Annotated in this window: 15 protein-coding genes; 7 read left to right on the top strand and 8 right to left on the bottom strand. The window is 75.8% G+C overall.

What is annotated here, in order from left to right; translation table 11 throughout:
• Nucleotides 1-36: 36 nt before the first annotated feature.
• The gene (locus IRY44_RS15750; RefSeq protein WP_194801150.1) at nucleotides 37-642 is read left to right on the top strand and encodes a DUF3043 domain-containing protein; all 606 of its coding nucleotides are present in this window, start codon (nucleotides 37-39) and stop codon (nucleotides 640-642) included.
• A 7-nt stretch (nucleotides 643-649) separates the two neighbouring features.
• Here the strand turns inward: IRY44_RS15750 and IRY44_RS15745 are convergent, their stop codons facing one another.
• Together IRY44_RS15745 and IRY44_RS15740 are read right to left on the bottom strand one after the other, a co-directional pair.
• On the bottom strand, nucleotides 650-958 hold the full coding sequence (locus tag IRY44_RS15745) for an AzlD domain-containing protein (RefSeq protein WP_194801149.1): 309 nt from the start codon (nucleotides 956-958) through the stop codon (nucleotides 650-652).
• Nucleotides 952-1,800 (bottom strand): AzlC family ABC transporter permease, encoded by an 849-nt coding sequence (locus tag IRY44_RS15740; protein ID WP_228532185.1) that lies wholly within the window; start codon nucleotides 1,798-1,800, stop codon nucleotides 952-954. The genes IRY44_RS15745 and IRY44_RS15740 overlap by 7 nt, the downstream gene beginning before the upstream one ends.
• A gap of 67 nt (nucleotides 1,801-1,867) precedes the next feature.
• On the opposite strand from IRY44_RS15740, the gene IRY44_RS15735 reads away from it, so the two are divergent.
• Complete coding sequence (locus tag IRY44_RS15735) at nucleotides 1,868-2,428, top strand: helix-turn-helix domain-containing protein (RefSeq protein ID WP_194801148.1); 561 nt, start codon at nucleotides 1,868-1,870, stop codon at nucleotides 2,426-2,428.
• Here IRY44_RS15735 and IRY44_RS15730 read toward each other — a convergent pair.
• Genes IRY44_RS15730 through IRY44_RS15720 form a run of 3 tightly spaced genes read right to left on the bottom strand, consistent with a single transcriptional unit; the run spans nucleotide 2,412 to nucleotide 5,093 of the window.
• Nucleotides 2,412-3,389 carry an ATP-binding cassette domain-containing protein gene (locus tag IRY44_RS15730; protein WP_194801147.1) on the bottom strand — a complete coding sequence of 326 codons (978 nt, stop codon included), beginning with the start codon at nucleotides 3,387-3,389 and terminating at the stop codon, nucleotides 2,412-2,414. The genes IRY44_RS15735 and IRY44_RS15730 overlap by 17 nt on opposite strands.
• Nucleotides 3,386-4,186: an ABC transporter permease gene (locus IRY44_RS15725; RefSeq protein ID WP_194801295.1), complete on the bottom strand. Its 801-nt coding sequence runs from the start codon at nucleotides 4,184-4,186 to the stop codon at nucleotides 3,386-3,388. The genes IRY44_RS15730 and IRY44_RS15725 overlap by 4 nt, the downstream gene beginning before the upstream one ends.
• Before the next feature lie 55 nt (nucleotides 4,187-4,241).
• On the bottom strand, nucleotides 4,242-5,093 hold the full coding sequence (locus IRY44_RS15720; protein ID WP_194801146.1) for an ABC-2 family transporter protein: 852 nt from the start codon (nucleotides 5,091-5,093) through the stop codon (nucleotides 4,242-4,244).
• 3,576 nt (nucleotides 5,094-8,669) lie between these two features.
• Between IRY44_RS15720 and IRY44_RS15715 the strand changes: the two genes are divergently transcribed.
• Nucleotides 8,670-10,547, top strand: a complete 1,878-nt coding sequence (locus IRY44_RS15715; protein ID WP_194801145.1) for a WG repeat-containing protein — start codon at nucleotides 8,670-8,672, stop codon at nucleotides 10,545-10,547.
• A 25-nt stretch (nucleotides 10,548-10,572) separates the two neighbouring features.
• Entirely contained in the window at nucleotides 10,573-11,571 is a 999-nt protein-coding gene (locus IRY44_RS15710) for an aldo/keto reductase family protein (protein WP_194801144.1), read from the top strand.
• Between the two features lie 52 nt (nucleotides 11,572-11,623).
• Here IRY44_RS15710 and IRY44_RS15705 read toward each other — a convergent pair whose 3' ends face one another.
• Both IRY44_RS15705 and IRY44_RS15700 read right to left on the bottom strand, forming a co-directional pair.
• The gene (locus tag IRY44_RS15705; protein ID WP_194801143.1) at nucleotides 11,624-12,418 is read right to left on the bottom strand and encodes a site-2 protease family protein; all 795 of its coding nucleotides are present in this window, start codon (nucleotides 12,416-12,418) and stop codon (nucleotides 11,624-11,626) included.
• Nucleotides 12,415-12,615 carry a hypothetical protein gene (locus IRY44_RS15700; RefSeq protein WP_194801142.1) on the bottom strand — a complete coding sequence of 67 codons (201 nt, stop codon included), beginning with the start codon at nucleotides 12,613-12,615 and terminating at the stop codon, nucleotides 12,415-12,417. The genes IRY44_RS15705 and IRY44_RS15700 overlap by 4 nt, the downstream gene beginning before the upstream one ends.
• A 302-nt stretch (nucleotides 12,616-12,917) precedes the next feature.
• Between IRY44_RS15700 and IRY44_RS15695 the strand changes: the two genes are divergently transcribed.
• The 3 genes from IRY44_RS15695 (at nucleotide 12,918) to IRY44_RS15685 (ending at nucleotide 17,085) form a co-directional block, all read left to right on the top strand.
• Nucleotides 12,918-14,969 carry a bifunctional adenosylcobinamide kinase/adenosylcobinamide-phosphate guanylyltransferase gene (locus IRY44_RS15695; RefSeq protein ID WP_194801141.1) on the top strand — a complete coding sequence of 684 codons (2,052 nt, stop codon included), beginning with the start codon at nucleotides 12,918-12,920 and terminating at the stop codon, nucleotides 14,967-14,969.
• Nucleotides 14,959-15,732 carry an adenosylcobinamide-GDP ribazoletransferase gene (gene cobS, locus IRY44_RS15690; RefSeq protein ID WP_194801140.1) on the top strand — a complete coding sequence of 258 codons (774 nt, stop codon included), beginning with the start codon at nucleotides 14,959-14,961 and terminating at the stop codon, nucleotides 15,730-15,732. The genes IRY44_RS15695 and cobS overlap by 11 nt, the downstream gene beginning before the upstream one ends.
• Before the next feature lie 63 nt (nucleotides 15,733-15,795).
• Nucleotides 15,796-17,085, top strand: a complete 1,290-nt coding sequence (locus tag IRY44_RS15685; RefSeq protein WP_194801139.1) for a DUF2314 domain-containing protein — start codon at nucleotides 15,796-15,798, stop codon at nucleotides 17,083-17,085.
• 43 nt (nucleotides 17,086-17,128) lie between these two features.
• Here IRY44_RS15685 and gcvT read toward each other — a convergent pair whose 3' ends face one another.
• On the bottom strand, nucleotides 17,129-18,253 hold the full coding sequence (gcvT, locus tag IRY44_RS15680; RefSeq protein ID WP_194801138.1) for a glycine cleavage system aminomethyltransferase GcvT: 1,125 nt from the start codon (nucleotides 18,251-18,253) through the stop codon (nucleotides 17,129-17,131).
• Between the last annotated feature and the right edge of the window lie 143 nt (nucleotides 18,254-18,396).

The raw sequence follows: 18,396 nt of genomic DNA, 5'->3' as shown, positions 1-18,396 counted from the left end.
GTGCACCGGGCGCGGCCGGTTGGCTACCCTTGCCGCGTGCCGTCGCTGTTTCGCCGCAAGCCCGCCGACCTCGTCGAGGAGTCCGTCACCACGGTGACGACCGACGAGGAGTCCGCCGCCCGCCCCCGGGGCTACACGCCCAGCAAGAAGGAACTCGGGCAGGTCACGCCGAAGCGCCCGGTCGCCGGTCGCCGGCCGACCGCGCCGGCGAAGCCGCTGACCAAGGAGGAGGCCCGCGCGCAGCGCCGCGCCGCCCGCGCCGAGGCCGCCGCCGAGTTCCGCCGCGAGGGCGGCCCGCGTGACCGCGGCCCCGAGCGGCTGCTGGCCCGCAACGTGGTCGACTCCCGCCGTACGATCGGCACCTGGTTCTTCGGCGGCGCGCTGATCGTGCTGTTCGGCTCCAACCAGGCCATGCCGCCGATCGTGCGGCTGCTGTCGAACGTGCTCTGGGGCGCGCTGGCACTCGGCGTGCTGATCGACTCGATCCTGATCTCCCGGAAGATCAAGCGGCTGGTCCGCGAGCGCTTCCCGAAGAGCACCGAGAAGCTCGGCTCGCTCTACTTCTACGCGATCATGCGGTCGATCACGTTCCGCCGGATGCGCGCTCCCGCGCCCCGGGTGAACATCGGCGACAAGGTCTGACCCGGCGTCAGGCCACGCCGAGCAGGCGCAGCACCGCGGTGGTGGCCGCCGCCGCGACCACGACCAGCACGAACGGCGCCCGCCGCCAGGCGAGCACCAGGCCGACCAGCACCCCGGCGGGCCGGGCGTAACCGGCGAAGCCGCCGGCCTCGGTGAGCGCCGCGGTGGCGGCGAGCGCGGCCAGCAACGTGGCGGCGCCGACCGGCAGCAGGTGACGGGACCACTCGGGCAGGTCCAGCCGGTCCCGCAGCAGCACCCCGGCGACCCGGAAACCGTAGGTGCCGGCGGCCAGCGCCAGGATCACGGCGATCAGCACGAGACCTCCCCGGCCCGCGCACTCCGCCGAGCCCCGCCGTCGTCCACCGGTCCGCCGCCGGCCGCGTCCGGCACGGCGACGGGACCGCCGCCCGGCGCGGCGTCCGGGTCGGACGGCACGACGGACCGGTCGGCGGACGCGGGGTTCGGGTCGGCGGCCGGCGAAGCGGGTGGGCGGCGGCGGGCCAGCAGCGGCAGGACCAGCGCGGCGAGCGCGAGCAGCACCGGCAGCCCGGCCGGCAGCAGCGGGGTGGCCAGCACGGCCAGGCCGGCGCCGAGGACCGCCACCCGGCGGGTCTCCCGGTCGCGCAGGCTGGGCAGCAGCAGGGCGGCCAGCCCCGCGGGGAACGCGGCATCGAGTCCCAGCGTTGCCGGGTCGCCGGCCGCGCCACCGGCGAGCACGCCGAGCGCGGTGCCGGCGTTCCAGGCCAGGAACAGCAGCACCCCGGCGAGCCAGAACGCCCGCCGCCGCTGCGGACCGGCCGGGCGGGCCAGCGCGAACGCGGTCGCCTCGTCGGTCATCAGGTGGCTGCCGAGCAGCCGCTGCGCGCGCCGGGTGCCGAGCGCACCGCCGAGGGCCAGGCCGAACGGCAGGTGCCGGGCGTTGAGGAGCAGGCCGGCGAGGACCGCAGCGAACGGGCTGCCGGCCGCGACGAGCCCGACGGCCATGAACTGGGCGCCACCGGCGTAGACGACAGCGGACATGGCGAGCGTGGCCCAGACGGGCAGGCCGGCGGCCACCGCCACGGCACCGAACGAGGCGCCCACGGCGAACATCGCCGCGCCGATGGCGGCGACGTCGCGGAGCACCCGGGCGTCGCCCGTTCGATCTGCCGTACGCATGTCCATTATCCTGAACGGGAGCCCGCTGGTTCGTCAAACCGAACAAAACGACCGATGGAGCGAACACATGGCGATCGACCCCGCTCCCCCACTCGCCACCATCGCCGCCGCGCTGCGCCGCGAGCGCGAGCGGGCGGGGCTGTCGCTCACCGAACTGGCCCGCCGCGCCGGCATCGCCAAGTCCACCCTGTCCCAGCTGGAGTCCGGGTCCGGCAACCCCAGCGTCGAGACGCTCTGGGCGCTCGGCGTGGCGCTCGACGTACCGTTCAGCCGCCTGGTCGAACCACCCACCGCCGCCGTCCGGGTGGTCCGGGCCGGGCAGGGGCCCCGGATCCGCTCCGAGCACGCCGACTTCTCGGCCACCCTGCTCGCCGCCGGAGCGCCGCACGCCCGCCGGGACGTCTACGTGATGGAGCTGGAACCCGGCGCGGTACGGATCGCCGAGGCGCACACCCCGCGCAGCGTCGAGCACGTCGTGGTAGCCGCCGGGCGGATGCGCGTGGGCCCCGAGAGCGACCTGGTCGAGCTGGAACCGGGCGACTACGCCACCTTCCCGGGCGACACCCCGCACCGCTACGAGGCGCTGGCCCCGGGCACCTTCGCCGTACTCGTCATGGAGCACCCGTGACCGCGGCCGGCGCCCGATAGAGCCGGGTCACCACCTCCTCGATGTCCGGCTCCACGATCGAGATGTCCCGCAGCGTGGTCAGGCCGGCCAGCCCGGCCACCACCTCGGCGACGCTCGCCCGTTCCAGCGCGAAGACCAGCCGCCGCCCGTCCGCCTCCACCCGCTGCACCGGCGCGCCGGGCAGCACCGGCGGCTCGGGCAGCGCCGCGTCCAGCTCGGCGACCACCATCCGGCGCGAGCCGTACCGGCGGTGCAGCTCCGCGATCGACCCGTCGTGCACCACCCGCCCGTGGTCGATCACCACGAGCCGCCGGCACAGCCGCTCGATGTCGGCCAGGTCGTGCGTGGTCAGCACGAGCGTGGTGTCCCCGGCCCGGCCCAGCTCGGCCAGGAAACCGCGTACCGCCTGCTTGCTGACCACGTCCAGGCCGATCGTCGGCTCGTCCAGGAACAACACCTCCGGGCCGTGCAGCAGCGCCGCGGTCAGCTCACCGCGCATCCGCTGACCCAGCGAGAGCTGCCGGACCGGAGTGTCCAGGAACCCGTCCAGGTCGAGCAGGTCCCGGCAGCGGGCCAGCCGGGCCGCGTGCTCGCCGGCCGGCACCCGGTAGACGTGCCGCAGCAGGTCGAACGAGTCCCGCAGCGGCAGGTCCCACCAGAGCTGCGAGCGCTGCCCGAACACCACCCCGATACGCAGCGCCAACCGCGTCCGGTCGGCCACCGGGCGCAGCCCGCACACCCGGGCCCGCCCGGACGACGGCGTCAGCACACCGGTGAGCATCTTCAGCGTGGTCGACTTCCCGGCGCCGTTCGGGCCGATGTAGCCGAGCATCTCGCCGCGCTCCACCCGCAGGTCGACCCCGTCGACGGCGGTCACCGTCCGCTTCTCGCGCCGCAGCGGACCGGCCTTCACCCGGACCGTGAACTCCTTGCGCAGGCCGTCCATCTCGATGACGCTCATGACCCCGTACTCCGGTAGTGACGGACCCCGACGCGCCAGGCCAGGGCGGCCAGCGCCGCGGCGACCACCGCGACGCCCGGCGCGGCCCAGCCCGTCCACTGCGGCAGGCCGAGCGGGTCGGCGCGGCCCAGCAGCGCCAGCGCCGGGTGGTAACTGACGAAGGCGAACCCCATCCCGTACGCGAACAGCGCGCGGAACCACCCGCCGTACACGGTGACCGGGTACGAGGTGAAGTCGCGCCCGCCGTAGGTGACCGCGTTCGCCAGCTCGCCCGAGTCGACCCAGTAGAACGACACGGTCGCGGTCAGCACGAAGACCGAGCCGAAGAAGACCACCGCGGCCGCCGGGGCGACCACCGCCAGCGCGATCCGCCCCGGCGTCCAGTCGATGCCGGCCGAGATGAGCGCGAACAGCAGCACGGCGAGCCCGAACACGGCCCGGGACAGCTTGCGCAGTGGCAGATCCATCAGCAGCAGTTGCGGCAGCGCCCCGAGCGGGCGGACCAGCACCGCGTCGAAGAGGCCGGTGCGCACGTACCGGGGAAGCCGTTCGATGTTGCCGACCAGCAGGTCGGCGGTGGCGAAGCCGCACGACGACAGGCCGACCACGACGAGCGTCTCGCGCAGCGTGAAGCCGCCCAGCTCCCGCGTCACGCCGAAGATCACCAGGACGGTGACCACGTCGAACACGGTGGCGCCCACGTTGCCGACCAGGTCCACCACGAACGACGTGCGGTACGCCGCCTGCGAGCGCGCCTGCGCACCGAGCAGCGCCCGGTACGCGCGCAGTTCAGCCAGGTCAGCCACCCTGGGCGCGCTGCCGCGCTCAGCCACCCTGGGGGCGCTGCCGCGCTCAGCCACCCTGGACCACCAGGCGGCGCTCGGCTCGGCGCTGCACCAGCCGGCACAGCGCCAGCAGCAGCACCGCCCAGCCGGCCTGCACCCCGACCAGGGTGAGACCGGTGGCCATCGGCTCCCGCTCGACGAGCACGTCCAGCGGCACCTGGAGGATGCTGGGGAACGGGGTGGCGTACCGCAGGACCGCCTCCAGCGGGCCGGGCAGGAACCCGAGCGGGAAGTAGAGCCCGGCCAGCACGCCCGAACCGAGCGTCCACAGGATCATCGGGCCCCGGACGTCCTGCAACCAGTACGCGGTCGCGTTGACCAGGTAGCGGCAGCCGAAGCAGACCACCACCGCGAGCAGCGCGGAGAGCAGGAACAGCGGCACCGTGGCCCAGTGCCGGGGTACGTACACGGCGAAGAAGAACGGGCCGACCACCAGCGGCGGCACCAGCCGGGCCAGCGACGCGAACCCGGCCCGGCCCAGGTCGGTGGCGAGGTAGCTGGTCACCGGATGCACCGGCCGCAACAGGTCGGCGGCGACCTCGCCGGTACGGATCCGGTCGGCCAGATCGGTCCAGCCCCAGATCGCGATCACCGCCAGCAGACCCTGGCCGGCCCAGACGAACGTGGCGAGCTGCGCCCCGTCGTAGCCGGCCACGGTGCCCGCCGCACCCGTCGCCGCGAGGAAGATGTAGCACCGCAGGAAGCCGAACACGGTGTTGGTGCACAACCCCGCCAGGGCGGCCTGACGGTAGGTCGCGTGCCGCCGGAACCCGGCCGCCGCGATCGCGCCGAATGTCCGAAACCATGGGGTAACGTGTGCGCCGGTGGGTGGTGCCACAGTGGCGGTGACCGAGCCCACGCCGTTACCCTCCTTCCGCAGCCATGACGTGCTGGACCGGGCGACTGTACCGGCACGTCCGGCGCCCCAGCGCGAGAATTTCCAATGAGGTGACACCGCCGTGAGCGAGCGACGCGAGCCGGCCCCGGGGCCGTCCCGCGCGAGCGGCCGGAGGGGTTGCCGATGAGCGGCTGGGGGAGCTGGCGCGAGCCGGCCGAACCGGCCTGGGCCGCCGAGCCCACCCACGAGTGGCAGCCGCAGTTCCCCGGGCAGCGCTACCCGGGTGACATCGGCATCGAGAACCTGACGCCGCGTCCGCGCGCCGTGATCGGCCGGGCCGAGGTACGCCCGGTCAGTCCCGCGCCGGACGAGGAGACGTACCCGGTGAGTCCCGCCGGTTCCCGGCCCTCCGGGTACGAGGGCGGGCGCCCGGTGAGTCCGGCCGGTGGTCATCCGGTCAGCCCGGCCGCCCCGCGCGGCGGTGAGCCGGTCAGTCCGGCCGGTCCGCGCGGCGCACACCCCGTCGGTGCCGGTCCGCGCGATGCGTCTCCGACCGGCTCCGCTCGTCCACGGTGGGCGGACCCGGTCAGCCCGGCCGGCCCGCGCGAGGCGCACCGCGCGGGCCCGGACGCGTACCCGGTCAGCCCGGCCGGTCCGCACGGCGCGTACCCGACCAGTCCGGCGGCGCCGCGCGAGGCGTACCCGATCAGTCCCGCGGTCCCGCCCGGCGTGCACCCGACAAGCCCCGCCGGGCCACGCGGCGCGCACCCGGACGGACCGGCAGGTCCAGGCGGCGCGCACCCGAACAATGCGGTACCGCGCGGCGGGCACTCGGACGGATCGGCGGGACCACGCGGCACGTACCTGGACGGGCCGGGTGCCTCGCGCGGGGCGTACCCGATCGGTTCCGCCGGTCCCGGCGGGCAGCGCGCCGCGGGGCCGGACGAGCGGCGCGGGTATCCCGACGGCCCCGGCGCGGACGGCCGCCGGCCCCACCGTCCCGGTCCGCCGCCGGAGCGGCTCGACCAACGCTGGGTGCACCCCGACGGCCCGCCCCGTCGGGTCGCCCAGCCGGGCTGGATGCCGGAGCCGAACGAGGCTCCGCACCGGGCCGATCGCCCGGCGGACGGCGGGCGCACCCCGGCCGACGGCCGTCCGGCGGCTTCCGGCGACCGGTGGGGCAAAGCGCCCGACGCTCGTCGTGACCACTCCCCCGCCGCGCGTGGCGGTCCCCTGCCCGACGGGCGTCGCGGCCCCTTCCCGGAGCCGTCACAGGTCGATCCCGCCCGTGGGGGGCGCGGTCCCGGCGTGGAGGGGCGGGACGAGGCCGTGCCGCCCTCGGAGCGCAGCGCTGCCGGCCGGGTCGAGCCGGGTCGGCGCGAACCGGGCTGGGCCGATCCGGCTCGTGACGGCCGGCGCGAACCAGGCTGGAGCGAGCCGGGCCACGGCGGCCCTGGTTGGGGCGGTTCGGGCCACGACGGCCGGCGCGAGTCCGCGCGTGACGGCTGGCGCGAGCCCGGCCCACGTCTCCCGGCGGACCGGCGCGACCCGGCCGGTGGCCGGTGGGACGACCGTGCGCCGGGCCGCGAGGCCGCCGCGTACCCAGAGACCCAGCGCCGGGCACCCGGGAACGGGCGGCCCGCGCCGCAGAGCGAGCCCGACCGGTACGGCGCGCAGGGACACCGCCCGGCCGACCCGCAAGCGTCCGCCCCGGCGCGACCGGGCGCCGACCAGCGTCGGCCGCGCCCGCACCAGGGCGAGTGGCCCGTCATCGAGCCCCGCCCCCGGCCGGAGCCCGACGCGTACCGGCCGGACGAGCGGCACCGCCCACCCGCGGAGCGGCCCGTACCGCCCCGGCACCCGATGCCGCCCGCCGACGGTCCACGCCCCGACGCGCGGCGTCCCGGGCAGGACGGTCCCGTCCGTCCGGACCCACGCGACGCTCGGCCTGCCGGTACGGGCGCGCAGCCCGACGGCACCGGTCCGCGTACCCACGCCACCCGGCCGCCCACCGCCCCGACCCGCCCCGAGACCGGGCGGTCGCAGCCGGAGCAGGACCGTCACCGGCCGGGCGAGGTCGCCGCGCGTTCCGAGTCCCGGCCGCAGCAGTGGCCGGTACGGCCCGACGAGCGCCGTCCGGACACCCCGGACCAGGCGGCCGCGCGTTCCGACGACCGTGCCCGCCCTGCCCCGGCGGTACCGGATTCACTGTCGGCACCGCGTACGCCCGCGCGCCCCGGCGACGGCTCGCCGTCGACCGGCCCGGCCCCGCTGCGGCCCGTGCCACCAGCCGGTTCGGACGAGCAGCACCGGACGCCGGCGCCGGGCCGGACCGAGGAACGTCAGGGACTTCCTCCGGCCGGTCCCGCCCAGCCGACCCAGGCCACGCCGGCTCGTCCCGCGCCGCCCACCTATCCGGGCCCCGCCCAGGCCGGTCCGACCGCGCCACCACCGGTTGTCCCACAGACGCGCCCCGCCGAACCGGCGCCGCGCCCCGCCGAACCGGCGCCGCGCCCCGCCGAACCGGAAGCACAGGCGGCTCGGCCCACGGCAGGCACGAGCGCCCGTCCCGTTCCGCACACGGACGCCGACCGCCTCGAAGCCGACGCCGGAGCGACCCCCGGAGTGGGCACCCGACCCGAGCCGGCCACGGGCACCGGCACGGGCACCGGGACGGGGACGGGCACGGGCACCGGGACAGGCACTGGCGGTCCGGGATCCGGCGCGTACTCCGGCGCGACGCCCGACACGAGCGCCCGCGCGGTCCCGGACATGAGGGCCGATCGCCCGGTAGCCGACCCGCGTCCCCGAACCTCGCCCGGCACCCCGACTACGCCTGGCACGGACACCGACCGTCGGGCGGTCGACGCGCACGCCGAGACGACGCAGCCCCGGACGGTCACCCAGGCCACGCCGACCGCCGGCACCGGCCAGCCCGAGACCGATGTGCACGTCCCGGTCGAGGACGGCGACCGGCAGGCCGGTGCAGTCACCCGGCCCGAGTCCCGCTCAGACGGAGGCCGGCCCGATGCCGAAGCGGACGTGAAAGCCGCGTCCACTACGGACATCGTCTCTCCGGAAGCCGACGCCGACACCCGGCCCGCACAGGGCGCGGACCGGCTCGGAGCCGAGGCGTCCTCCGGCCGGAGTGACAAGCCGTCGGAGAACGGCCGACCGGCGGAGAAGACACCTCCGCCGTCTCCCGGCGCCGAGGCATGGTTCCGCCCGAACCAGCCCGCCGAAGCTCCGAAGCCGGAGATCTTGGACGATTTCGGCCCCTCTGGGGGCCCTTTCGTACCAAGATCTCTAGCCGGCCAGGAGTCGATCGTGCCGGCGGAGGCTTCGGCGGAGACGAACACAACGGACGGGAGGAAGTCTCCGGAACTCGATGCCGTGGTGCCTCCAGCACCGGCGTCCACTGCCGACTCGACCGCACCCACACCCGCGCCTGAACCGGCGCCGGACCCCGCACCGGTCGTCACCGCGTCCGCCCTGGACGACGCCGATGCCCGCCGTGCCCGGTCCGGAGGAGCTACCGCGTCAACTGCCGGCGCACCGGCCGATGCCACAACGACCACCGGCCCACCGGCCGAACCCGTGCCCGCGCCGATCACCCCGCCGCCGGCCGAGCCGACGACGGCGGACACCAGCGTCCCCGCACCCGACGGCCCGCCTGCCGAGCCCGAGCCGCACGACGCGATTGCTACGGCACCCGAGCAGTCCAGCCCTCCGCCGGAGCGCAATCCGAACGATGTCGCCACCTCCGGCACCACCGAGGCCCGGCAGGACGGCGCGGCACCGGAGACCACTGCCGACGAGACGACGCGGGAGACCATCGCCGACCGCACAGCCCGGGAACCAGCGGCGGCCGACGGCACCGGCCACTCCCCGCCCACACCGTCCACCCCGGAGCCGGTCGCCACGGCCGCTGATGCGGACGCCACCGCCGCCGCGCTCCCGCAACAGGCGCAAGCACAGGCCGAAGACACCGAACCGACCCCGGCCGGCACCGAGCACGACGCCGAACACGCCGGCAGCGCCGAGCACACCAACGGCGAAGACGAAGGCGACGCGCAGGATCCGCGTACCCCCGAAGTCGGAGCCCACGACGGCGCCGAACCGGCGGCGGACGCCGAACCTGCGGTGGACGCCGAACCGCCGCCTTCCGTCGACCCGGAGCAGGCCCTCGCGGCGGTCGGCTGGGAACTGGATCCGCTGACGCTGCGCGAGCGGGCCCCCGACCCGGCGCACCTGCGGGTGATCCGGGACGGGCTCACCGGCAAGCTGGACACCACACTCGACAACCGCAGCCGGGCCCGGCTGCTCAGCCTGCGCGCGGTGGCGTCGCGGATCCTCGGTGACCTGGACGACGCGCTCGGGGACGCGCGGCTGGCCGTCACGTACGCGGAGGCCACCGGCGAGTTCCGGCGGACCGCGCTGGCCCGCGCGCGTCTCGCCGAGGCGCTGCGGTGGCGGGGCGACCACGCGGAGGCGGACCGGCTCTTCGCCGAGGCCAACTCGCCGGAGCTGCCGGACCGGCTGCGCGCGCTGCTGCACGAGCACGCCGGGCGGTGCTGCTTCGACCAGGGCCGGCTGACCGAGGCGTGCCTGCACTTCGAGCGGGCGCTGGACCTGCGTCACGGCGAGGACGCGCAGCTCAACGCCCGGGTCGAGGTCGCGCTGGACGCGGTCGCGACGCGGGCCGCCGCCGACGGCTTCGGGCCCGCGCCGCGCCGGCCCGAGGAGGTGCTCGGCACGCCGCGTCCGCCGATGCCGACGTTCGACGAGGAGCAGGAGCTCTGGGGGTACGCGGACGCCGACGGCGAGATGGTCATCGCGCACCGGTACGCCGAGGCGCAGCCGTTCCACGAGGGACTGGCCTGGGTACGGCGGCCGGAGGCGTCCCGGTGGGCGCTGATCGACCCGTCCGGCGCGGCGCTGATCGAGGCGAACAACGGCTACCGGGCGGTGGTGCCCTTCTCGGACGGGCTGTCCTGGGTGTCGATGGACGGCAAGAGCCGGTGGATGGCCGTCGACCGGATGAACATCGTGAAGATCCCACCCGGGTACGAGGAGGCCAGGCCGTTCCGCAACGGCCTGGCGGCGGTACGGCAGAACGGCGGCTGGGGCGCGGTGGACCTGACCGGCGAGGTGGTGGTGCCGACCCGCTACCACCGTCTCGGCACGCCGCTCGCGGACGGGCGTGAGGTCGACGGGTTCACCGCCGACGGACTGGCGGTGGTCGAGCTGGCCGGCCGCCGGGGCGTGGTGGACCGGACCGGCCGGGTGGTGGTGCCACCGGCGTACCCGACGGTGGTGGTGCACCCGGTGGCGTTCCTGGTCGCCGCCGAGTCGGGCCGGTGGGGCGCGCTGGACCGGCGCGGCGAGCCGCTCATCGACCCGGTGCACCCGGGGCGCGCGGCGGTGGTCGCGGAGATCGACCGGCTGCTCGCCGACGCCAGCCCGGTGCTCTGACCCGGGCAGGTCTAGGGTCGGGAGCATGGAATTCCGTCACCTGGGCCGTTCCGGCCTGATGGTCAGCGAGATCTCGTACGGCAACTGGATCACCCACGGCTCGCAGGTCGAGGAGGACGCGGCGGTCGCGTGCGTCCGCGCCGCGATCGACAGCGGCATCACCACCTTCGACACCGCCGACGTGTACGCGGGCACCCGCGCCGAGTCGGTGCTCGGCCGCGCGCTCAAGGGCGAGCGTCGCGAAGGGCTGGAGGTCTTCACCAAGGTCTACTGGCCGACCGGTCCCGGCCGCAACGACCGGGGTCTGTCCCGCAAGCACATCATGGAGTCGATCGACGGCTCGCTGCGTCGCCTCCAGACCGACCACGTGGACCTCTACCAGGCCCACCGCTACGACTACAGCACCCCGCTGGAGGAGACGATGGAGGCCTTCGCCGACGTCGTCCGCTCCGGCAAGGCGCACTACATCGGCGTCTCCGAGTGGAAGGCGTCCCAGCTGCGTGAGGCGCACGCGCTGGCCCGTGAGCTGCGCATCCCGCTGATCTCGAACCAGCCGCAGTACTCGATGCTGTGGCGGGTCATCGAGACCGAGGTGGTCCCCACCAGCGAGGAGCTGGGCATCGGCCAGATCGTCTGGTCGCCGATGGCCCAGGGTGTGCTGTCCGGCAAGTACCTGCCGGGCCAGCCGCCGCCCGCCGGCTCCCGCGCCACCGACGAGAAGTCCGGTGCCGGGTTCATCGCCCGGTTCATGACCGACGACGTGCTCACCCGCGTGCAGCGGCTCAAGCCGCTGGCCGAGCAGGCCGGGCTGACCATGCCGCAGCTCGCCGTCGCCTGGGTGCTGCAGAACCCGAACGTCTCCTCGGCGATCATCGGCGCGTCCCGGCCGGAGCAGGTGCACGACAACGTGAAGGCGGCGGGCGTGAAGCTCGACGCCGACCTGCTCAAGGCGATCGACGAGATCGTCGAGCCGGTCACCGAGCGGGACCCGGCGAAGACCGAGAGCCCGGCTCAGCGCCCGTGACCTCGCGTCGTTCCCGGGCCGGCTCGCACCGGCCCGGGAACGACCGGGCCGGCTACTCCCAGAAGCGGATCAGGGCGTAGCCGATCTGGTACAGCTCGCGCGGCAGGCCGAGCGCGTCGCCGACGGCGAAGACCGCGCCGAAGAACGCCCGGTTGATCTGCGGGCTCCACAGCAGCGCGAAGAGCAGAATGAAGCCGTACGGGGCGAACAGGTCGTACATCCGCCGGTAGGCGGGGCTGAGCCAGGGCTGGAGCATGTTGCCGCCGTCCAGACCGGGCACCGGCAGCAGGTTGAGCACGCTGGCGGTGAGCTGGAGGAACGCGAGCAGCCCGACGCCGGCCCAGAACTCCAGCGGCCCGCCCAGCTCCGGCCCCCACGCCACCGCCGCGACCAGCACCAGCGTGAACAGCACGTTGGTCGCCGGACCGGCCAGGCTGACCAGCGTGTGCCGCAGCCGGCCGGGGATCGCGTGCCGGTCCACCCAGACCGCGCCGCCGGGCAGGCCGATGCCGCCGAGCAGCACCACGACCACCGGCAGGACGATCGACAGCAGCGGGCTGGTGTACTTCAGTGGGTTCAGCGTGAGGTAGCCGCGGTGCGCGGTGTCCCGGTCACCGGACCGGTACGCGACCACGGCGTGCGCGTACTCGTGCAGGCACAGCGAGACCAGCCAGCCGGACACGACGAAGAGGAACACGTCGAAGCCGACGTTGCCGTACCGGTTCCACGTCATCACCCCGGCGGCGACGAACAGCGCCACCAGGGCCAGGAAGATCGGGCTGGGCCGGAACGCCGCCCGGGGCACGCCGAGGATCAGCGGCTCGCCCGGGCGGTCGTAGCCCGTCATTCGGCCGGGGGTTGCAGGCTCATCCGGTAGTCCACCCGGTCGTCCTCGACCAGCACGACCGTGGTGACGCCGGATGCCGCGAGCTCCCGCCAGGTCTGGCCGATCCACGACTCGGCGTCCGCCTGGCTCGTGAACGACTCGGCCGGCCCGTCGGCCGCGTCGCCGTTCGTGCCCTCGTACCGCCAGCTCCACGCCATGCCGCGTCTCCCCTCGCCGCCGTCGTCCCGTGGGACGCCAAACCTCCGCAAGCCTAGTCGGCCCCGCCGACGACGGCCCGTCACCACATGGATCATGCCGACCTGCCCCGCCCACCGCACCGTCGATCTTGCGGTTGGTGCCCCGGCAGAGCGGTCATTCCCGGCATCCCGGGGGCCGCAAGTGCAAGATCGGCGGCGGGGAGAGGGTGGGGCGCGGGCGGGGAGAGGGTGGGGCGCGGGCGGGGCGGGGGTGGGGAGGGGCGAGCTGCCCGGAACGCGGGCGGGCGAACTAAGGTACGGGCATGTCCGTTGACGGGTGGCACACCCTCCTGGTGCTCGGCGGTATCCGCTCCGGCAAGTCCGAGTTCGCCGAGTCACTGGTCGCCGACGCGCCCACGGTCCGGTACGTGGCCACCGCCCCGGCCGGCGATCCGGAGGACACCGAGTGGGCGACCCGCCTCGCGGCGCACCGCGCCCGGCGGCCGGGGAGCTGGAGCACCGAGGAGACCGCTGCGGACCCGGGCCGGCTGGTCGAGGTGATCGCCGCCGCCGGGCCGAACGAGACGCTGCTCGTGGACGATCTGGGCGGCTGGGTGACAGTGCTGCTCGACCCGGCCCACCAGCCCGCTGACGACACCGCGACGATCGCCGAGCTGGCCGGGGCGGTGCGGTCCAGCACGGCCCGGCTGGTGCTGGTCAGCCCCGAGGTGGGCCTGTCGCTGGTGCCCACCACGCCGCTGGGCCGGGCGTTCACCGACGCGCTGGGCGCCACGAACCGCGCGGTCGCCGACGCCTGCGACGCGGTCGCGCTCGTCGTCGCCGGTCAGACCGCCTGGCTGAAGCCGGCCACCCCGGCCCCCGCGCACGCCGTGCCGCCCGCCGCCACGTCGCCCGAGGCCGAGCCGGGCCGCGCCACGACGCCCAGGACAGATCGCGGCCACGCCCCGGCGCCCTGGGCCGGGGCCCCCGAGGCCACGCCGGCCCAGACCGCAGCGCCCGAGACCGCGCCCTCCCGGACCACGTCCGGCCGGGCCGACTTCGGCGCCGGGGACGTGACGCTGCCCGAGGTGCTCACCCCCGCCGCCGCCCCGGTGCCCGCCCCGGCCGCACACGACTCGTCGAGTACGGGCGACTGGGCCGCACCCACGATGGCGTTGCCGATGATCGCCACCGGCCTGGTGATCCAGCCGGGCATGGAACTGCCGATGCCCGACGACTACACCGGACCGCAGGCGGTCGACCGGCTCGCCACCCTCGACATCCCCGGTGCCGGTCTCGGCGTGCTGGAGCAGGTGGTCGGCTTCGCCGCCGCCACCCAGGGCACCTCCACGCCGCGTCCGTGGGACTCGGTGCGCGTACTGCTGATCCAGGGCGACCACGAGGGCGGCGCGTCGGCCGGCGCGACGCCCGGTGAGTCGGCCCGCCGTGCCCGGCAGGCCCGGGCCGGCCGGGGCGCGCTGGCCCGGCTCGCCGCCGAGAACCGGGCCGGGCTGCAGATCGTCGAGGCGCCCGTCTCGGCGCCGATGGAGGACGGCCCCGCCCTGCCCGCCGACGAGGTCGAGGCGGCGCTGCGCTACGGCTGGCGGCTCGCCGAGCAGGCCGCCGACGCCGGGGTGCAGCTACTGGTGCTCGCCGCGTGCGGCGCGGGCGCCGAGGCCGCCGCCGCGGCGGTGCTCGCGGCCACCGCCGGCGCGGAGCCGCCGACGGTGCTCGGCCGGGTGATCACCGAGCAGGGCGAGATCGACGACACCGCCTGGATGGTCCGCTGCGCGGCGGTGCGGGACGCGCTGCACCGCACCCGGCGCTCCGCCCGGGAGGCCAAGGACGTGCTGGCCGAGCTGGGCGGCGGCGACATCGCGCTGGCCACCGGCGTGCTGCTGGGCGCCACCGCCCGCAAGGTGCCGGTACTGCTGGACGGGCCAGTCGGCACCGCCGCCGCGATGGTCAGCCGCGACCTGGCCGGGCAGGCGCGGCACTGGTGCCTGCTGCCCGACCACGGCGGCCGTCCGGGCGTGCGGCTCGCCGCCGACGTGCTCGGCCTGACGCCGCTGGTGGACCTGCGGCTCGACCTGGGCGAGGGGGCGACCGCGCTGGCCGCGCTGCCGCTGCTGCGCTCCGCGCTGACGCTCGCCGCCACGCTGCCGGTGCACCCGTCGCTGGGCGGCCCCGGCGACAGCGACACCGACGACGCCGTCGGCGACCGCACCAGCCCCGGTATCGGCGAGCCCACCGGCGACGACGACTGGACCGGCGGCGGGGCCGAACCGGACTTCACCGAGCCGGAGCCGGCCGGGCCGGGACCGACCACGATCGGGTCCGACGAGCCGGTCTTCCCCGGCCGACGTGCCGACTGAGGCGCGGCTCGCCGACGGCATCCGGCTGGCGTTCACCACGTTCACCACCCTCCCGGTACGCGCCGGCCGGGTCGACCGGGCCGCCGCCGGTACCGCGATGGCGCTCGCGCCGCTGGTCGGGGCGCTGCTCGGCGCCGTACTCGGCGGGGTGCTGCTGCTCACCGGGGCGCTCGCGCCACCGCTCGTCGCCGCGGTGGTCACCGTGGGGCTGGGCGCGCTGCTCACCCGGGGCCTGCACCTGGACGGGCTGGCCGACACCGTGGACGCGCTCGGCTCGTACCGGCGTGGTCCGGCCGCGCTGGAGATCATGAAGCAGCCGGACGTCGGCCCGTTCGGGGTGGTCGCGCTGGTGGTCGTACTCCTGCTGCAGAGCGCGGTGCTCGCGGAGCTGGCCGGCCGGGACGCGCTCGCCGCGCTCGCCGCCGTGGTCGCGGCCACCGCGGCCGGGCGGCTCGCCGTGGGCCTGGCCTGCCGGCGCGGCGTGCCGGCGGCCCGGCCGGAGGGCCTGGGCGCGCTCGTCGCCGGCACGGTCGGGTGGGCCGCGCCGGCGCTCGGCGCGGTCGCCGTCGCGCTGGCGGCGGTGCCCGCGGTGCCGGACCGTCCGTGGCAGGGTCCGCTCGCCGTCCTCGCCGCGCTCGCCGTCGCGGCCGGGCTGCTGCGGCACCTGGTACGCCGCTTCGGCGGCATCACCGGCGACGTGCTCGGGGCGCTCGTGGAGATCGTCACCACGCTGTCCTACCTGGGACTGGTGCTGACCGGCTGAGCGCCACCGGTCCGGGCGGGTAGCGTTCGGGGCGAGTGCACCGGCGCGGTCGAGGGGGACGGCATGCTCATCACGGACGACTTCCTGCCGGTACCGGTGCCCGAGTCGCTCGACGCGACGTACCTGGTACCGATCACGGGGCTGCCGAAGGTGAGCCCGAAGACAGCAGTGGAAGGGCTGGCCGGCCGGCTCGCCGAACCGGTGCACGGGCTGGCCCGGCAGATGCTCGACAGCCCGCTGATGACGGTGGACACCCGCACCGTCGACGAGTTCCCCGAGCTGCCGCCGGACCTGCTCACCGCGTTCGGCGCCACCGAGGAGCAGCTGGCCCGGCTGGCCGCCGCCACCCACCTCGTGGTGGTGCAGGCCGAGTACCGGCCGGGCTGGCCGCCGGCGCACGAGTGGGCCGCCCGCGCGGTGGCCGCCGCGGTCGCCGAGACCGTCGGCGGGGACGTGGTGGACGTCTTCGGGCTCCAATTCCTCGACCCGGCGGCGGCGCTGCGCTCGCTGCCCGACGAGCAGGGCCGGATCCGGCTCGTCGACTGGGTGCTGGTGCCCTACTCCTCGGACTCCGACGGGCTCTGGTTCACCACGAAGGGGCTGCGCCGGTTCGGGCTGCTGGAGTTGCAGGCCCAGGGCGTGCCGGACCACCTGACCCGGGCGTGGGGCGCGGTGATGACCGGCGCGGCCCGGCGGCTGCTGCGGGACTGGACCGACGGGCTCACCGGTGAGGAGGTGCCGGCGTTCGTGCAGCTTCCGGTGCTGGCCACGGTGACCGGGCACGACATCGCCGTGGCGTACGGCAATCCGGAGCAGCACGGCGCGACCGCACCGGTGCTGCTGCGGCTGGAGCTGGACCCGGCCACCGACCCGGACGCCGACTCGTTCCTGAGCCTGAACCCGCCGCCCGGGCATCCGGGTCCGCCCGGCCGCTACTTCGCCGCCGCCTGCGCGACGCTGTTCAACGGCATCCAGCCGGACGTGCGCTACACCCGCACCGGCGACGCGATGAGCCGCGCGGTGGAGACGGCCCGGGAGGCGCTCGGCGACATCCGGGCCCGGTTCCTGGCCGGGCGGCTGCCCGAGGAGAGCCAGCTCGTGGTCAAGTACGGCCTGCCCGGCGACGACGGCCCCGAGTACGTCTGGGCCGGGGTGACCTCGTGGGACACCCCGGAACGGATCGTCGGCGCCAGCGCCAGCGACGCCAACACCGACCCGAGCGTGCGGATCGGCTCGCCGGTGGTGGTGGAGGCGACGGACGTCGTCGACTGGGCCGTGCTGGACGGCACCGGCGTGCTGGAGGGCGGCTGGACGCAGGCAGTCCTCGACGCCGGGGAGCGCGGCGAGGACTGACCCGCGCGGCTCAGCGCACCGAGGGGGGGGTCCGCCTCGGGGCTCAGCGCACCGAGGGCTTGACGAACGGCGGCCGGGTCAGGCGCATCCGGGCGCGGCGGCCACGGATGTCCACCTCCAGCGCGTCGCCGTCGGCAAGCTTCGGGTCGGTGTCGACCAGCGCCAGCGCGACGCCGTGCTTGAGCGTCGGGCTGAACGTGCCGCTGGTGACGGTGCCGACCTGGCGGTCGCCCGCGTACACGGCCATGCCGGGGCGCGGGATGGCCCGGTCGACGGCGGTGAGGCCGCGCAGCGTACGGGCCGGGCCGGCGGCCTTCTCGGCGCGCAGCGCGTCGCGGCCCCAGAACGCCGGCTTGTCCCAGCCCACCGCCCAGCCGGAGCGGCCCTGCACCGGGGTGATCTCCGGGGACAGGTCCTGCCCGTGCAGCGGGTAGCCCATCTCGGTGCGCAGCGTGTCCCGGGCGGCCAGGCCGCAGGCGCGTACGTCGCCTGCCGCGGCGAAGAGCGCGTCCCAGACGGCGACCGCGTGCTCGGCCGGTACGACCAGCTCGTAGCCCAGCTCGCCGGTGTAGCCGGTGCGGCACACGGTCAGCTCCACCCCGTCGAGCGTGGCGGTGGAGAAGCTCATGTAGTCGTGGCCGGTGGGCAGGCCGAGCGCGCCCAGCAGGTCCGCCGAGCGCGGTCCCTGGACGGCGAGCACCGCGTACGCCTCGTGCTCGTCGGTGACGGTGACGCCGGCGGGCGCGGCGGCGCGCAGCCGGCGGGCCACCTCGGCGGTGTTCGCGGCGTTGGGGATCAGGAAGACGTGGTCGTCGGCGTGCAGGTAGGCGATGATGTCGTCCACCACGCCGCCGGTGGCGTCGTCGCAGCAGAGCGTGTACTGCGCCTGGCCGGGGGCGATCCGGCCGAGGTCGTTGGTGAGGCAGGCGTTGACGAAGTCCGCCGCGCCCGGCCCGGTGACCCGGATCTTGCCCAGGTGCGAGACGTCGAACACGCCGACGCCCTCGCGGACGGCCGTGTGCTCCTTGAGCACGCCGCCACCGGCGTACTCCAGCGGCATCTGCCAGCCCCCGAAGGGGGCGAACTTCGCGCCGAGCGCGGTGTGCCGCTCGTGCAGCGGGGAGCGGCGCAGCCGGGTCTCGGCGGCGTCGGAGGTCACCTCGGTCATGGGTGGCAACTTACCGGCCCGGACCGCTGTGGTTAGCATCGGCGGGATCCCGTCGGCACGCATCGGCGGGACAGCCACGCCTCCCGGCGGGTAGGTTGCCGCCGGAGAGACCTTCATCGCCGGTACGCGACTACGCGGCCGGC

It is taken from the genome of Micromonospora sp. ANENR4, from assembly GCF_015354395.1.
GTDB lineage: Bacteria > Actinomycetota > Actinomycetes > Mycobacteriales > Micromonosporaceae > Micromonospora > Micromonospora aurantiaca.
Note: the sequence above shows the minus strand (reverse complement) of the source record. Positions and strands in the feature narration are given on the sequence as shown.

What these genes read in the sequence shown, in the direction of transcription:
- gcvT (WP_194801138.1), bottom strand. Translation starts at nt 18,253, where the DNA reads ATGACCGAGGTGACCTCCGACGCCGCCGAGACCCGGCTGCGCCGCTCC.
- IRY44_RS15685 (WP_194801139.1), top strand. Translation starts at nt 15,796, where the DNA reads ATGCTCATCACGGACGACTTCCTGCCGGTACCGGTGCCCGAGTCGCTC.
- IRY44_RS15705 (WP_194801143.1), bottom strand. Translation starts at nt 12,418, where the DNA reads ATGACGGGCTACGACCGCCCGGGCGAGCCGCTGATCCTCGGCGTGCCC.
- IRY44_RS15730 (WP_194801147.1), bottom strand. Translation starts at nt 3,389, where the DNA reads ATGAGCGTCATCGAGATGGACGGCCTGCGCAAGGAGTTCACGGTCCGG.
- IRY44_RS15695 (WP_194801141.1), top strand. Translation starts at nt 12,918, where the DNA reads ATGTCCGTTGACGGGTGGCACACCCTCCTGGTGCTCGGCGGTATCCGC.
- IRY44_RS15740 (WP_228532185.1), bottom strand. Translation starts at nt 1,800, where the DNA reads ATGCGTACGGCAGATCGAACGGGCGACGCCCGGGTGCTCCGCGACGTC.
- IRY44_RS15735 (WP_194801148.1), top strand. Translation starts at nt 1,868, where the DNA reads ATGGCGATCGACCCCGCTCCCCCACTCGCCACCATCGCCGCCGCGCTG.
- IRY44_RS15710 (WP_194801144.1), top strand. Translation starts at nt 10,573, where the DNA reads ATGGAATTCCGTCACCTGGGCCGTTCCGGCCTGATGGTCAGCGAGATC.
- IRY44_RS15700 (WP_194801142.1), bottom strand. Translation starts at nt 12,615, where the DNA reads ATGGCGTGGAGCTGGCGGTACGAGGGCACGAACGGCGACGCGGCCGAC.